The sequence below is a fragment of the Halorubrum sp. Atlit-28R genome (genome assembly GCF_003665955.1).
GTDB classification, from domain to species: Archaea; Halobacteriota; Halobacteria; order Halobacteriales; family Haloferacaceae; genus Halorubrum; species Halorubrum tropicale.
This window is the reverse complement of sequence record NZ_QPLS01000002.1, coordinates 229,640-242,623: the sequence shown is the minus strand read 5'-3', so window position 1 is coordinate 242,623 and position 12,984 is coordinate 229,640. Positions and strand designations below refer to the sequence as shown.

General features: G+C 70.1%; 12 protein-coding genes and 1 tRNA gene. 10 read left to right on the top strand and 3 right to left on the bottom strand.

What is annotated here, in order from left to right; all coding sequences use genetic code 11:
- Positions 1-6 precede the first annotated feature (6 nt).
- The 3 genes from DVK06_RS04725 to DVK06_RS04715 all read left to right on the top strand — a co-directional run bounded on the left by DVK06_RS04725 (position 7) and on the right by DVK06_RS04715 (position 2,185).
- The gene (locus tag DVK06_RS04725; RefSeq protein WP_121599484.1) at positions 7-552 is read left to right on the top strand and encodes a hypothetical protein; all 546 of its coding nucleotides are present in this window, start codon (positions 7-9) and stop codon (positions 550-552) included.
- 75 nt (positions 553-627) lie between these two features.
- Complete coding sequence (locus DVK06_RS04720) at positions 628-1,821, top strand: potassium channel family protein (protein WP_121599483.1); 1,194 nt, start codon at positions 628-630, stop codon at positions 1,819-1,821.
- A complete protein-coding gene (locus DVK06_RS04715) occupies positions 1,805-2,185 on the top strand; it encodes a nuclear transport factor 2 family protein (protein WP_053771340.1) in 381 nt (126 codons plus the stop codon). The genes DVK06_RS04720 and DVK06_RS04715 overlap by 17 nt, the downstream gene beginning before the upstream one ends.
- A gap of 10 nt (positions 2,186-2,195) precedes the next feature.
- Here DVK06_RS04715 and DVK06_RS04710 read toward each other — a convergent pair whose 3' ends face one another.
- Entirely contained in the window at positions 2,196-3,407 is a 1,212-nt protein-coding gene (locus DVK06_RS04710) for an iron-containing alcohol dehydrogenase family protein (protein ID WP_121599482.1), read from the bottom strand.
- A 183-nt stretch (positions 3,408-3,590) separates the two neighbouring features.
- Between DVK06_RS04710 and gyrB the strand changes: the two genes are divergently transcribed.
- The 4 genes from gyrB to DVK06_RS04695 all read left to right on the top strand — a co-directional run bounded on the left by gyrB (position 3,591) and on the right by DVK06_RS04695 (position 10,325).
- Positions 3,591-5,507: a DNA topoisomerase (ATP-hydrolyzing) subunit B gene (gene gyrB, locus DVK06_RS04705; RefSeq protein ID WP_053771338.1), complete on the top strand. Its 1,917-nt coding sequence runs from the start codon at positions 3,591-3,593 to the stop codon at positions 5,505-5,507.
- The gene (gene gyrA / locus DVK06_RS04700) at positions 5,504-8,005 is read left to right on the top strand and encodes a DNA gyrase subunit A (protein ID WP_053771337.1); all 2,502 of its coding nucleotides are present in this window, start codon (positions 5,504-5,506) and stop codon (positions 8,003-8,005) included. Before gyrB ends, gyrA begins: the two co-directional genes overlap by 4 nt.
- Before the next feature lie 83 nt (positions 8,006-8,088).
- Positions 8,089-8,259, top strand: coding sequence for a hypothetical protein (locus DVK06_RS18625; protein WP_158293561.1), 171 nt, complete (start codon positions 8,089-8,091; stop codon positions 8,257-8,259).
- Positions 8,260-8,306: 47 nt separating this feature from the next.
- Complete coding sequence (locus DVK06_RS04695; RefSeq protein ID WP_121599481.1) at positions 8,307-10,325, top strand: AMP-binding protein; 2,019 nt, start codon at positions 8,307-8,309, stop codon at positions 10,323-10,325.
- 33 nt (positions 10,326-10,358) lie between these two features.
- Here DVK06_RS04695 and DVK06_RS04690 read toward each other — a convergent pair whose 3' ends face one another.
- Positions 10,359-10,829 (bottom strand): redoxin domain-containing protein, encoded by a 471-nt coding sequence (locus tag DVK06_RS04690; RefSeq protein WP_053771335.1) that lies wholly within the window; start codon positions 10,827-10,829, stop codon positions 10,359-10,361.
- A gap of 196 nt (positions 10,830-11,025) precedes the next feature.
- On the opposite strand from DVK06_RS04690, the gene DVK06_RS04685 reads away from it, so the two are divergent.
- The 3 genes from DVK06_RS04685 to DVK06_RS04675 all read left to right on the top strand — a co-directional run bounded on the left by DVK06_RS04685 (position 11,026) and on the right by DVK06_RS04675 (position 12,453).
- Entirely contained in the window at positions 11,026-11,898 is an 873-nt protein-coding gene (locus tag DVK06_RS04685) for a hypothetical protein (protein WP_233561608.1), read from the top strand.
- Positions 11,899-12,052: 154 nt separating this feature from the next.
- Entirely contained in the window at positions 12,053-12,328 is a 276-nt protein-coding gene (locus DVK06_RS04680) for a twin-arginine translocase TatA/TatE family subunit (protein WP_053771333.1), read from the top strand.
- Positions 12,329-12,380: 52 nt separating this feature from the next.
- Positions 12,381-12,453 (top strand) — tRNA-Arg (locus DVK06_RS04675).
- A 194-nt stretch (positions 12,454-12,647) separates the two neighbouring features.
- Here DVK06_RS04675 and DVK06_RS04670 read toward each other — a convergent pair.
- Positions 12,648-12,962 (bottom strand): nucleoside triphosphate pyrophosphohydrolase, encoded by a 315-nt coding sequence (locus tag DVK06_RS04670; protein WP_121599479.1) that lies wholly within the window; start codon positions 12,960-12,962, stop codon positions 12,648-12,650.
- Positions 12,963-12,984 lie beyond the last annotated feature (22 nt).

The following is a 12,984-nucleotide window of genomic DNA, read 5'->3' as shown; positions in this document are numbered from 1 at the left end:
CCGCCGATGCGACTCAAGCCCGTCCCCGACCCCCCGGCCGACCTCGACGCGCTCCGCGAGTACCAGCGCGCGGTCCCGCTCGTGCCGGGCGACACCGACGACTGCTGCGCTCGACTTCGTCGGCGCCGCGACCTCCCCGACCGGCAGACCGCGAACGACTGGCTCGCCTTCCTGCGCGCGCTCGACCTGGTCGAGGAGACCGCGCGCGGCTTCGTCCGCGCCGACGCCGAGCCGACATCCGAGCGCGTCCGCGAGGGGCTCCGCGAGGAGGTCCTCCTCGTCCCGGAGGCGCTCGCCGCGCTGCGCGAGGCCTCGCCGGAGGCCCCCTTGACGCCCGACGACCTCTTCGCGGCCACCCGCGACCGGGTCCCGCGCCACGACAGGGCGCGCAACCCCGACTGGGAGGCCGCGTGGCGCGACCGCGCCGCCCGCCTCCTCGGGTGGCTCGCGCTCGTCGACCTCGCCGCGCCGGTCGGCGGCGACCCGGACGCGACGGAGCGGTCGGAGGGGCCTTTGACAGACGCCGGGTACGTCGCCGGCGACGCGCTCTGAGCCGGTCGGAGGGGCCTCCGACCGCCCCGTCGTCCCCGCAACAAGCCTTTTACTCGCCGCCGGAGAGGGAGTCGCATGGGACGTTTCGACGGGCGCACGGTCCGCTACGAGCCGACGAGCGTCAAGGACCTGCTCGTCGAGATGAAGGACACGGCGGAGCTGCTGATCGACCTGTCGTACTCGGCGGTCCTCCACGGGAGCCCGACGGTCGCGCACGAGGTCGTCGAGCTGGAACACCGGATGGACGTGCTCCAGCTGCGCGCCCGGATGAGCCTGATGCTCGCGGCGCGGAACCCGACCGAGGCGGAGACGCTCGCGCCGGTCCTCGGCGTCATCGCCGCCGCCGACAAGGTGGCCGACGCCGCGGGCGACATCGCAAAGATCGTCACCGAGGAGATCGGGCTCCCCGACGCGATGCGTGGCGCGCTCTCGGCGGGCGTCGAGACGCTCGTCCGCGCGACCGCGACGGCCGACTCGGCGTACGCCGGCCGGACGCTCGACGACATCGACCTCGAGTCGGAGACCGGCGTCCGCGTCATCGCGGTCCGGCGCGACGAGGACTGGATCCTCAACCCCGGGCCGACCACCCGGCTTGAGGCGGGCGACGTGACGCTTCTGCGCGGCCCCGAGGCCGGCGTGGCGGACGTGGTCCCCGAGCTGAGCGGCGAGCCGTTCGAGCCGCGGCCCGCGGCCGAGCCCGGGATCGACGACCTCGAACGCGCGGTCGACTCCATCGTGTTGATGAAGAACCTCTCGGAGCTCGCGGTCGACCTCGCGTACGGCTCCGTCCTCTTCGACAACGAGGAGTTGGCGGAGGAGGTGAGCAACCTCGAGGTGGAGGTCGACGCGCTCCAGTCGCGCTTCGAGGCGTGGACGCTCCGCGCCGCGGCCGCGGCCGACGACCCGGTATCGCTGCGCGGGCTCATCCACCTCGGCGTCGCGACCGAGGAGATATCCGACGCCGCGCTGGCGATCACCGAGGGGGTCCGCCGCGACCTCGACGTCCACCCGGTCGTGGAGATGGCCGTCCAGGAGTCCGACGAGATCATCACCCGGACCGAGGTCGGCGCGGGGAGCGACCTCGACGGGACCGCGGTCGTCGACGGCGTGCCCGCGACGGACATCTCGACGAGCGTCCTCGCGATCCGCCGCCCGGACGACGGCTGGCTGATCGGTCCCGACATCGACACCACCCTCCGGGGCGGCGACGTGATCATCTCGAAGGGGACCCGGACCTCGGCGGAGGAGTTCCATGCCCTCGCGGCGTGAGGGCGGGGAGCGAGCGGAGGCGACGCCCTCGGACCCGGCCGCCCTCGCGCGCGCCTACTACGACGCGCTCGACGCGGGCGAGTACGACCGGCTCGCGTCGCTGCTCGACCCGGATTTCGTCCAGCGGCGCCCCGACCGCACCTTCGAGGGGCGCGAGCGCTTCGTCGCGTTCATGCGCGACGAGCGGCCGAACACCGACACGACCCACGCTGTCGACGGCGTGTACCCGTCCGGCCCCGGCGTGGCCGTCCGCGGCCGACTGCTCGACGCCGACGGCGAGGCCCTGTTCGCGTTCGTCGACGTGTTCGACGCGGCGGACGGACGGCTGACCGCGCTGGAGACGTACGCGGCGGCGGACGACTGAGGCCCTCTCTTTACCAGGCCGCGCGCAACACGCCGAGGATCCCCGTCGCGGTCGCGTCGAGGTCGGCCGGCGCGCGCTCCATCGGCGGGTCCTCGGCGACGAACTCCGCGATCGCCGGGAGGTCCGCCTCGTCCGTCTCGGGGAGGTCTCGGAGCCGGCTCGGCACGTCGAGCGCACCGCGGACGTCGTCGACCGCCTCGACCACGTCCTCGGCGATCGCGCCGTCGTCGCGCCCGTCGGTCGGGACCCCCAGCCCGGCCGCGAGCGCCCGGCGGCTCGCGTCGACCTCGTCGAAGAGGTACGCCAGCGCGTGCGGCGCGACGACGGCGTGGATCGCGCCCTGCTGGACGTCGTAGCGCCGGGCGAACCCGTGCCCGAACGCGTGGATCACGCTGATCTTGCGGTCCAGTTGGACGAGCAGCGACCCCACCACCGCGCGGTCCGTCGCGTCCTCGCCGCCCGGTCGGTCGCCGGCCACGCGGGGCAGCGCGTCGGAGAGGAGCCGGAGCCCGTGGACCGCGGCCGCGTCGCTCACCGGGTCGGCGTCGCGGGCGTACGGCGTCTCGATCCCCTTGTCGAAGCCGTTCATCGCCGACCCGGCCAGCACCGAGGTCGGCGTCGTCTCGAACAGCGCCGGGTCGGCCACGTCCGCGATCGGCCACGCGCCGCTCCCGCTGACGGTCACCGGCTGGCCGGTCGGCGACTCGTCGGCGGAGAAGACCTCCAGGGACCCGCCCGTGGAGACGTCCGCGCCCGCGAACGTCGTCGGCACCACGACGAAGGGCACCGCCGGACCGCTCTCGGGCGCGAGGTCGCCGAGCGCATCCGCCCCCGCCTCCGCGTCGGCGCGGAGGTCGTCGAGGTCGCGGCCGTCGGCTGCGAGCAGCGTCGCCTGTCGCGCGATATCGAGGCTCGCGCCGCCGCCGACCGCGACGAGGACGTCGGCCCCGACCTCGGCCCGGGCGTCCAGCAGGTCGTAGGCGGTCTCGACCCGCTTGTCGGGGGTCGTCCCGTCGAAGACGCCGGCGAGCCGGTCGCCGAGCCCGCCCCGTATCGGGCCCATCAGCGCGTCGTTCGCGCCCGTGTTCGAACCGCAGACGACCAGGGCGTCGTCGAGGCCGCGCTCGGCGAGCCAGCCCCCGAGGTCGGCGATTCGCCCCCGTCCGTACCGGATCTCGCAGCCGCGGTGAACGTGTTCGAAGGAGTCCGCGATCGGTAGCATTCGGCGATCGGTACGCGGGGGCACGGCTTGTAGCTGTGGGAACGTTACACACGCGACGACCGCGTCTCGTGGGTCCGTCGGCGGTGCCGATCGCGTCTCGTGGGTCCGTCGGCGGTCGCCGCTCACGCCCGCGCGCGTGCGCCGGCTTTATAACCCGACAGCGATTAGCGGTAGTAAGTTCCTATGTCAGAGCAGAGTGAATACGGAGCCGGCCAAATCCAGGTCCTCGAGGGCCTACAGGCCGTCCGTAAGCGACCGGCGATGTACATCGGGTCGACGGACGGTCGAGGGCTCCACCACCTCGTCTACGAGGTAGTCGACAACTCCATCGACGAGGCGCTCGCGGGGTACTGCGAGGAGATCGAGGTGCGGATCCACGAGGACGGCTCCGTCTCCGTCAGCGACGACGGGCGCGGGATCCCGGTCGACACCCACGAGGAGTACGACCGGCCCGCGCTGGAGGTCATCCTGACCGTCCTCCACGCCGGCGGGAAGTTCGACTCCAAGTCGTACCAGGTCTCGGGGGGGCTCCACGGCGTTGGCGTCAGCGTCGTCAACGCGCTCTCCGAGCGCTTGGAGGTCGAGGTCAAGCGCGACGGCGGCGTCTTCCGCCACCGGTTCGCCGGGGGAGAGCCCGCGGAGGACGGGTTCGAGCGCGTCCGCGACATGGACGGCGACGAGTCGACCGGGACGGAGATCCGATTCTGGCCCGACGCGGAGATATTCGAGACGACGGAGTTCCAGACGTCGACGCTCGCGAACCGGCTCCGCGAGCTCGCCTTCCTCAACTCCGGCGTCGAGATCCGTCTCGTCGACGACCGCGACGACACCGCGGAGACGTTCAAGTACGACGGCGGGATCCGCGAGTTCGTCGCGTACCTCAACGAGACGCGCTCGCCGATCCACGAGGAGGTCATCTACTTCGAGGACGAGACCGACGGCGTCCAGGTCGAGGTCGCGATGCAGGCGACCGAGGAGCTCCAGGGCTCCGTCCACGCGTTCGCGAACAACATCAACACCCGCGAGGGCGGCACCCACCTCACCGGCTTCAAGACCGCGCTCACGCGGACGGTCAACGACTACGCCAACGAGCACGGGCTCGTCGACGACCTCGACGCGAACCTCAAAGGGGAGGACGTGCGCGAGGGCCTCACCGCGGTCGTCTCGGTGAAACACCCCGACCCGCAGTTCGAGGGGCAGACGAAGACGAAGCTCGGCAACAGCGAGGTGCGCGGCGTCGTCGAGTCCGCGACCCACGAGAAGCTCGGCACCTTCTTCGAGGAGAACCCCGACACGGCGGAGAAGGTCGTCCACAAGGCCGCCGAGGCCGCGCGCGCCCGGAAGGCCGCGAAGAAGGCCGAGGAGCTCACCCGCCGGAAGTCGGCGCTCGAATCCACCGCGCTGCCCGGGAAGCTCGCCGACTGTCAGACCCGCGACCCGGGGGAGGCGGAGCTGTTCGTGGTCGAGGGCGACTCCGCGGGCGGCTCCGCGAAGCAGGGCCGCAACCGCGAGAACCAGGCGATCCTCCCGCTGAAGGGGAAGATACTCAACGTCGAGAAACACCGCCTCGACCGGATCTTAGAGAACGACGAGATCCGCGCGCTGATCACCGCGATCGGCGCGGGCATCGGCGAGGAGTTCGACATCGACGACGTCCGGTACAACAAGATCATCCTGATGACGGACGCCGACGTCGACGGCGCCCACATCCGGACGCTGCTTCTCACGTTGCTGTACCGCCACATGAAGCCCCTCCTGGAGGCCGGCTACGTGTACGCGGCCCAGCCCCCGCTGTACCGCGTCCGTTACCGCGGGAACACGTACGACGCGATGACCGAGGCGGAGCGCGACCGGATCATCGAGGAGAAGTGCGACGGCAACCCGACGCAGGTCCAGCGGTTCAAGGGGCTCGGCGAGATGAACCCCGACCAGCTGTGGGATACCACTATGGACCCGGAAAACCGGCGTCTCAAGCGCATTAACGTCGACGACGCGGCCGCCGCGGACCGCATGTTCAACGTGCTGATGGGCGACGCGGTCGAGCCGCGGAAGCAGTTCATCAAGGAACACGCGACCGAAGCGGAGTGGGTGGACATATGAGCTCGGAAAGTCCCGACGCCGACCCCGGCGACGTGCGCGCCGCGCAGGTGACGAACGCGCGCATCGAAGACGAGATGGAGCAGTCGTACATCGACTACGCGATGTCCGTCATCGCGGGGCGGGCGCTCCCCGACGTACGCGACGGGCTCAAGCCAGTCCACCGCCGGATCCTCTTCGCGATGAACGAGGCGGGCGTGACGAGCAACTCCGCGCACCGCAAGTCCTCCTCCGTCGTGGGCGAGACGATGGGTGACTACCACCCGCACGGCGACAGCGCCATCTACGACACGCTCGCGCGGATGGCCCAGGACTTCTCGATGCGCTACCCCCTCGTCGACGGCCAGGGGAACTTCGGCTCGGTCGACGGCGACCCGCCGGCCGCGATGCGGTACACGGAGGCCCGGATGGCCCCCATCGCCGAGGAGCTCATGGCGGACATCGAGCGCGACACCGTCGACTTCCAGGCGAACTACGACGACCGCCTGGAGGAGCCCGAAGTGCTCCCGGCCGCGTTCCCGAACCTGCTCGTCAACGGCTCGTCGGGCATCGCCGTCGGGATGTCGACGAACATCCCGCCGCACAACCTCGGCGAGGTGGTCGACGCCACCGTCGAGCTGATCGAGACGCCCGACGCGAGCGTCGAGGACCTGATGGAGCACGTCAAGGGGCCGGACTTCCCGACCGGCGCGAACATCGTCGGGCGGAACGCGGTCCATAAGGCCTACAAGACCGGTCGCGGCCGGATACGCGTCCGCGCGGAGTTCGAGGTCGACGAGGAGGAGGGCCGGATCGTCATCAGCGAGCTCCCCTTCCAGCAGAACAAGTCCAGGCTGGTCGAGCGCATCGCCGAGGACGTAAACGAGGGCGCCATCGAGGGGATCCGCGACCTCCGCGACGAGTCCGACCGCGACGGGATCCGGATCGTCGTCGAGCTGAAGCGCGACGCGATGGCGGACGTGGTGAAAAACCAGCTGTTAGAGAGCCACCTCGAACGCACGTTCGGCGTCATCAACCTCGCCTTGGTCGACGGCTCGCCGCAGGTGCTCGACCTCAAGCAGACGCTCGAACACTACGTCGACCACCGGCGCGAGGTCGTGCGCCGCCGCTCCGAGCACGAGCTCGCCGAGCGCGAGGACCGCGCGCACATCCTCGAAGGGCGCCTGAAGGCGCTCGACAACGTCGACAGCGTCGTCGAGACGATCCAGGACTCCGACGACCGCGACGCCGCGAAGACCGCGTTGGAGTCCGCGTTCGACTTCACCGAGGCGCAGGCGGCCCACATCGTCCGGATGCAGCTCGGATCGCTCACGTCGATGGAGACGGCGGAGATCGAGGAAGAGTACGAGGAGGTCAAGGCCCGGATCGAGCGGCTGGAGACCATCCTCTCGGACCCCGACGAGCTCGACCAAGTGATCGTCGACGAGCTGCAGGCGATCAAGGCCGAGTACGACGACGAGCGCCGCACGAGCTTCATCGAGGACGCGGGCGACGTGACTCACGAGGACCTGATCCCGGAAGAGGAGCAGGTCGTCGTGATGAGCGAGGACGACTACATCAAGCGGATGCCGCTCGACGAGTTCCGCGCGCAGAACCGCGGCGGCAAGGGGATCATCGGCACCGGCCTGAAGGAGGGCGACCGCGTCTCCTCGGTGTTCGCGGCCAACTCCCACGACTACCTGCTCGTCTTCACGAACCACGGCCAGATCTACGAGCTGAAGACCTACGAGATCCCGGAGATGTCCCGCACTGCCCGCGGGAAGTCCGCGGTCAACCTCCTCGACCTCGACGACGGCGAGGAGATCGAGTCGGTGGTCAATACGGAGGACTTGGACGACGACGAGTTCCTCACGATGGTCACCCGCGACGGGTACATCAAGCGGACCGCCGTCGAGGAGTTCGGTAACATCCGGTCGACCGGGATCCGGGCGATCCGGCTGGAGGACGGCGACGAGCTGGTCGACGTCGAGGTGACCGACGGGGAGCGCGACATCGTCATCGGGAGCCGCGACGGGATGGCGATCCGCTTCGACGAGTCGGACGCCCGCGCGATGGGCCGCACGGCCCGCGGCGTGATCGCCATCGACCTCCGCGAGGGCGACGCCGTCGCGGGCGTCGCCGCCATCGACGACGGCTACCACAACTGGGTGCTCACCGTCACGGAGAACGGCTACGGGAAGCGCTCCGACCTCGACGAGTACCGCCCGCAGTCGCGGAACGGGAAGGGGCTCGTCGACATCAAGACCGGCGACCGCAACGGCGAGGTCGTCGCCATCGAGGCGGTCACCCACGGCGACCACCTGATCGCGATGAGCGCCGCCGGGCAGATCATGCGGACCCGCGTCGAGGAGATATCGACGGTGAGCCGCAACACGAAGGGGGTCATCGTGATGAACCTCGACCCCGACGACGAGGTCGCCTCCGTCGACATCGTCCCCGAGTCGGTCCACGCGGCCGCGGACGACGAGGGTGACGACGACGCCGAGACCGACGACGAATAGCGGACCGGACGCCGACTTTCTCTTCGCGGGCTCACACCGCCGCGGTGTGCGGTGTTGAACTCCCGCCCCGACGACCGGTCGCCATGGAACGACGGAGCCCCCTCGCGGCGGGCCTCGGTGCGCCGGCCGGCGCGGCGGCCGGCTGTCTCGGTGACCCCGAGCCGAGCCGACTCGACCTTGCGGTCCGCAACGACGGCGACGCTCCCGTCGACGTGGACGTGGTCCGTACGGGCGAGTGTGCCGAGCCACCGTAGTCTTTCAGGAAAGTTACTTACTGTCGCCGCGAAAATCACCGGGCGAGATGAACGAGTACGAGGGGATAGACGAGGTCGTACACGAACCGAGCGAGGCGTTCGCCGAGTCGACGAACGTCGCCGCGTTCATGCGGGAGTACGGGATCGACGACTACGAGGCGCTCATCGAACGCACTACCTCCGAGGTCGCGGGCGAGCCCGAGTCGGGCGTCGACTGGTTCTGGGACGAGATCGTCGACTACCTCGACATCGACTTCTACGCCGACTACGACGCCGTCCGGGACGACGCCGAGGGCCCGCAGTTCTCCGACTGGTACCCCGGCGGGGAGATCAACGTCGCGCACAACGTCGTCGACCGCCACGCCGCGGTCGACGCTCCGAACCGCAACCGCGTCGCGCTGATCTGGGAGGGCGAGCCGGGCGACGTCCGCGAGGTCACGTTCCACGAGCTCCGCAGGCAGAGCGACCGCGTCGCGAACTACCTAACCGAGGCCGGGATCGAGACCGGCGACACGGTCGGCCTCTACATGCCCATGGTGCCCGAGGTCGTCTCGATCCTCTACGGCTGCCTGAAGGTCGGCGCGGTCGCCGTCCCGATCTTCTCCGGCTTCGGACGCGAGGCGACCGCGACGCGGATCGACGACGCCGAGCCCGCGGTGCTGTTCACCGGCGACGGGTTCTACCGACGGGGCGACGAGGTCCGGCTGAAGGCGACCGCGGACGACGCGATCGTCGACGCCGGGCAGGTCGAGGAGGTGGTCGTGTACGACAGGCTGGGCGCGACGCCCGCGAGCGACGATACGGGCGCCGACCCTGTCCCGTGGAACGACGACCGCGACCGGACGTGGGACGAGGCGGTCGGCTCGCAGCCCGCGACGTACGAGACGAAGCGCCTCCCGAGCGACCAGGAGTCTATGCTGTTGTACTCCTCGGGGACGACCGGTGAGCCGAAGGGGATCGTCCACACCCACGCCGGGGTCCTCACGGAGTGCGCCAAGGAGATCCACTTCGGTTTCGATCAGAAGCCCGCGGACCGGTTCTTCTGGGTCTCGGACATCGGCTGGATGATGGGCCCGTGGACGCTGATCGGCAACCACGCGTTCGGCGGGACGGTGGTGATGTACGAGGGCGCGCCGGACCACCCCGAGCCGGACCGCTTTTGGGAGCTGATCGACCGACACTCGATCACGCAGTTCGGCATCTCTCCGACCGCGATCCGGGCGCTCCGGAAGCACGGGGACGAGTGGGTCGAGGGACACGACCTCTCCTCGCTCCGAATCCTGGGCTCCACCGGCGAGCCGTGGGACCCCGAGTCGTGGCGCTGGTTCCACGACGCGGTCGGCGGCGGCGAGTGCCCGATAATCAACATCTCCGGCGGCACGGAGATCTGCGGCTGCTTCCTCATGCCGATGCCGAACCAGCCGCTGAAGCCCTGTACGCTCGGCGGGCCGGGGCTCGGGATGGACATCGACATCGTCGACGAGACCGGCGAGTCGGTGAAGGAGTCCGGCGAGCGCGGCTACCTCGTCGCGCGCGACTCCTGCCCCTCGATGACGAAGTCGCTGTGGTCGGGCGACGAGCGCTACCTCGACGAGTACTGGTCGACGTGGCCCGACCTGTGGGACCACGGCGACTTCGCACAGAGGGACGACGACGGCTTCTGGTTCCTCCACGGGCGCGCCGACGACGCCCTGAACGTCGCGGGCCGGAAGGTGGGACCGGCGGAGATCGAGGGCGTCCTCATCGACCACGACGCCGTCAATCAGGCGGCGGCGGTCGGCGTCCCCGACGACACCACCGGCACCGCGGTCGTCGCGTACGTCGTGCTCGAACCGGGCGTCGACCCGAGCGACGACCTCCGCGAGGAGCTCCGCGCGCTGGTGGGCGACGAGCACGGTAAGCCGTTCCGGCCGCGCGAGCTGCTGTTCGTCGACGCCTTCCCGAAGACGCAGTCGGGGAAGATCATCCGTCGCGCGATCGAGTCGGTGTACGTCGGCGAGGACCCGGGAGACCTCTCCTCGATGGAGAACCCCGAGGCGCTCGACTCGCTCCGCGATCCGGCCTGAGCGAGGCCACCGCAGACCCGGGCGTCGCGCCCGTCAGGCGCTCGCCTCCGCCACCGCCGCGGCCAGCTCCTCGTAGTCCGGCTCCTGTCCGGCGTTGTCCGCGAGCCAGCGGTAGGTCACGGTCCCGACCTCGTCGATCACGAAGACGGCGCGCTGCGCGACCGTCTCGACGCCGTAGTGCTCGAACGCCTCGATCACGTCGTACGCCTCGATCGCGCGGTGGTCGGGGTCGCCGACCAGGGCGAACGGGAGGTCGTACTGCGCGCGGTACGCGCCGAGCGCGTGCGGGAGGTCGGTGCTCACGCCGAACAGCGTACAGTCGTCGCGGTCGAACCCGTCGCGGAGCGCCTCCATCTCGTCGGTACAGGTGTTCGAGAAGGCCGCCGGGAAGAAGGCGAGGACAACCGGCTCGTCGCCGAGGTGGTCGGAGAGTTCGAACGGTGCGATGTCGCCGTCCACGAGCGATCCGGTGAAGTCTGGGGCGTCGTCGCCGACGTCTGGCATACCGGGTCGTCGTCGGCCGGGCGTATCACGGTTTCGACGGCGGATCCCGGACCGGAATCCCGGACTCCCCGCCCGCCTTCAGTCGGCAGCCCGGGCAACGCGTTCCGCGGTCGGGGACGGAATCAAGTGCGCCGCCGACGAAGTGCCGGCGATGTCTCGCCCTCCATGCGGCCCCTCCCGCCGACAAGTGGCGCTGATGACCGCGACCGCCTCGCTGACTGGATTCTCCGGCTGTCTCACGGACGATTCGTCGGACGACACTCGCTCGCGGACGGTGCTGCGGCTCGACGAGGCCTCGCCGGTCGGCGTCTCGAACGAGTTCAGCACTCCGGTCGACTTCGTCGGACACGCTGGACGGGCGGCCGTCCGAACCGCGATCGACGGCGGGGAAGCCGCCGTCGACGGGTACTACGGCCCCGACGTCTCGGCGCCGTACGTCGTCGCCGACGGCCCCGAGTACTACCGGATCGAGACCGAGACGGTCGATTCCGTCGCGGCACCGGGCTACGCGTACACGGTGGCGGTCGACGCAGTCGACTCCTTCTTCTTCGGTCCCCCGTCGAGCGTCCCCTTCGCGGACCTCCCGGCCCACGATTGGGACACCGTCCTCGACGCGCTTGGGGACGCGTCGCTCGTCCACGCGCCACACTACCCGCCGTTCGAGGTCACCTTCGCGTACGCGTCCGCCGAGCGGCGGGAGCGTTCCCGCTTCGTCCCCGAGAACGACGGCCAGCGGGTCGCGTGGGACGGCGAACTCCTCCGGTTCTCGTTCGCGGAGGAGCGGTCGGTCGAGGTACGGACCGTCGCCGTCCGCGCCGACCGCGTCGCCTCGTCGCAGCGTGACTTCCGCGAGGCCGTCGGCGAGGAGCGCGGCCGCTCGCTCGCCGACCCGACCGGGGACCAGCGCGCGGTCCTCGACGCGGCGATCGACTCCGAGTACGCGGAGGCTCCGCCGCTCTCCGACCCCTTCGCGGCCGTCGTCGACGCCGTCTCGACGGACGACGGCGTCGCCCCGCTCGTCCGCTACGACGGCGACTGGTACTTCGCGCGGCTCGCACGCCCCGACTGACCCGGTCGGGCCGTGCGCGAAGGGCCGACCGTCGGCCGATCGGCACCCGAGCGACGACGCCGTTCGCTCGGCCCGTCGCGCCGCGCGAGGCGTCGTGCGGCGACTCGACGAGGCAAAAAGACTATAATCGACACAGGGCTACAGCGAGACAGAGATGACAAGTGCGATTCCACTGATCGGCGGCATTCCGGCGGGGCCGGAACTCCTCATAATCCTGCTCGTGCTGGTCCTGCTGTTCGGGGCGAACAAGATCCCGAAGCTCGCTCGGTCGACCGGCCAGGCGATGGGCGAGTTCAAGAAGGGCCGCGAACAGGTCGAAGAAGAACTGAAAGACATGCAAGACGGCAAGAGCGCGGACTCGACGCTCGACGACGAGGACGACGACCTCGACGAGCTGGAGACCGAGACCGAAAAGGAAACGAGCGCGTAAGCCGGCCCCGACGCCGACCGATCCCCGCCGTACCGTTTTCTCCACCCGTTCTGGGCGCGTGGCCTAGCGGACAGGGCGAGAGGTTCCTAACCTCTCGATCGCGGGTTCGAATCCCGTCGCGCCCGTGACTTCGCTTCGCTCAGTCACGGGCGCGACTGGATCCACGCTCGCTCACTGCGTTCGCTCGCGTGGATCCCGTCGCGCCTGCTACCCGCGAACGAAGTGAGCAGTAGCGGTCCGGGGACTCGAACCACGCGAGACTCACTTCGTCCGTCTCGTATTGGTCCCGCCGCGCCCGCCGGTAACCCATTGAGTGCGACTACTCCTCGACCCGTTCGAGGACGATCCGTTCGTCGAACCGCCCCCGTCGCTCGGCCTTCTCGGACCGCATCTCGTCCAGCTCCTCGGCGGTGAGTCCGCTCAGTTCGCGGAGCGCGTGGACAACCTCAAGCACGTCCGCCAGTTCCCGCGGGTCGCGGGTCTCTCGGTACTCCGCGGTCTCCTCGGCCAGCTTCGCGGCGAGCCGGTCCGCGTACTCGTCCTCGCCGGCGACGTGCGTCTGCGCTCGCCCGCCGTCCGCCTCGATGATCTCAGGAATTTCGTCTCGGACCAGTTTGTCGTATTCCTCGACCATGTCGGCCGATCGGAGCCCGGTT

What these genes read in the sequence shown, in the direction of transcription:
- DVK06_RS04725 (WP_121599484.1), top strand. Translation starts at nt 7, where the DNA reads ATGCGACTCAAGCCCGTCCCCGACCCCCCGGCCGACCTCGACGCGCTC.
- DVK06_RS04720 (WP_121599483.1), top strand. Translation starts at nt 628, where the DNA reads ATGGGACGTTTCGACGGGCGCACGGTCCGCTACGAGCCGACGAGCGTC.
- DVK06_RS04715 (WP_053771340.1), top strand. Translation starts at nt 1,805, where the DNA reads ATGCCCTCGCGGCGTGAGGGCGGGGAGCGAGCGGAGGCGACGCCCTCG.
- DVK06_RS04710 (WP_121599482.1), bottom strand. Translation starts at nt 3,407, where the DNA reads ATGCTACCGATCGCGGACTCCTTCGAACACGTTCACCGCGGCTGCGAG.
- gyrB (WP_053771338.1), top strand. Translation starts at nt 3,591, where the DNA reads ATGTCAGAGCAGAGTGAATACGGAGCCGGCCAAATCCAGGTCCTCGAG.
- gyrA (WP_053771337.1), top strand. Translation starts at nt 5,504, where the DNA reads ATGAGCTCGGAAAGTCCCGACGCCGACCCCGGCGACGTGCGCGCCGCG.
- DVK06_RS18625 (WP_158293561.1), top strand. Translation starts at nt 8,089, where the DNA reads ATGGAACGACGGAGCCCCCTCGCGGCGGGCCTCGGTGCGCCGGCCGGC.
- DVK06_RS04695 (WP_121599481.1), top strand. Translation starts at nt 8,307, where the DNA reads ATGAACGAGTACGAGGGGATAGACGAGGTCGTACACGAACCGAGCGAG.
- DVK06_RS04690 (WP_053771335.1), bottom strand. Translation starts at nt 10,829, where the DNA reads ATGCCAGACGTCGGCGACGACGCCCCAGACTTCACCGGATCGCTCGTG.
- DVK06_RS04685 (WP_233561608.1), top strand. Translation starts at nt 11,026, where the DNA reads ATGACCGCGACCGCCTCGCTGACTGGATTCTCCGGCTGTCTCACGGAC.
- DVK06_RS04680 (WP_053771333.1), top strand. Translation starts at nt 12,053, where the DNA reads ATGACAAGTGCGATTCCACTGATCGGCGGCATTCCGGCGGGGCCGGAA.
- DVK06_RS04670 (WP_121599479.1), bottom strand. Translation starts at nt 12,962, where the DNA reads ATGGTCGAGGAATACGACAAACTGGTCCGAGACGAAATTCCTGAGATC.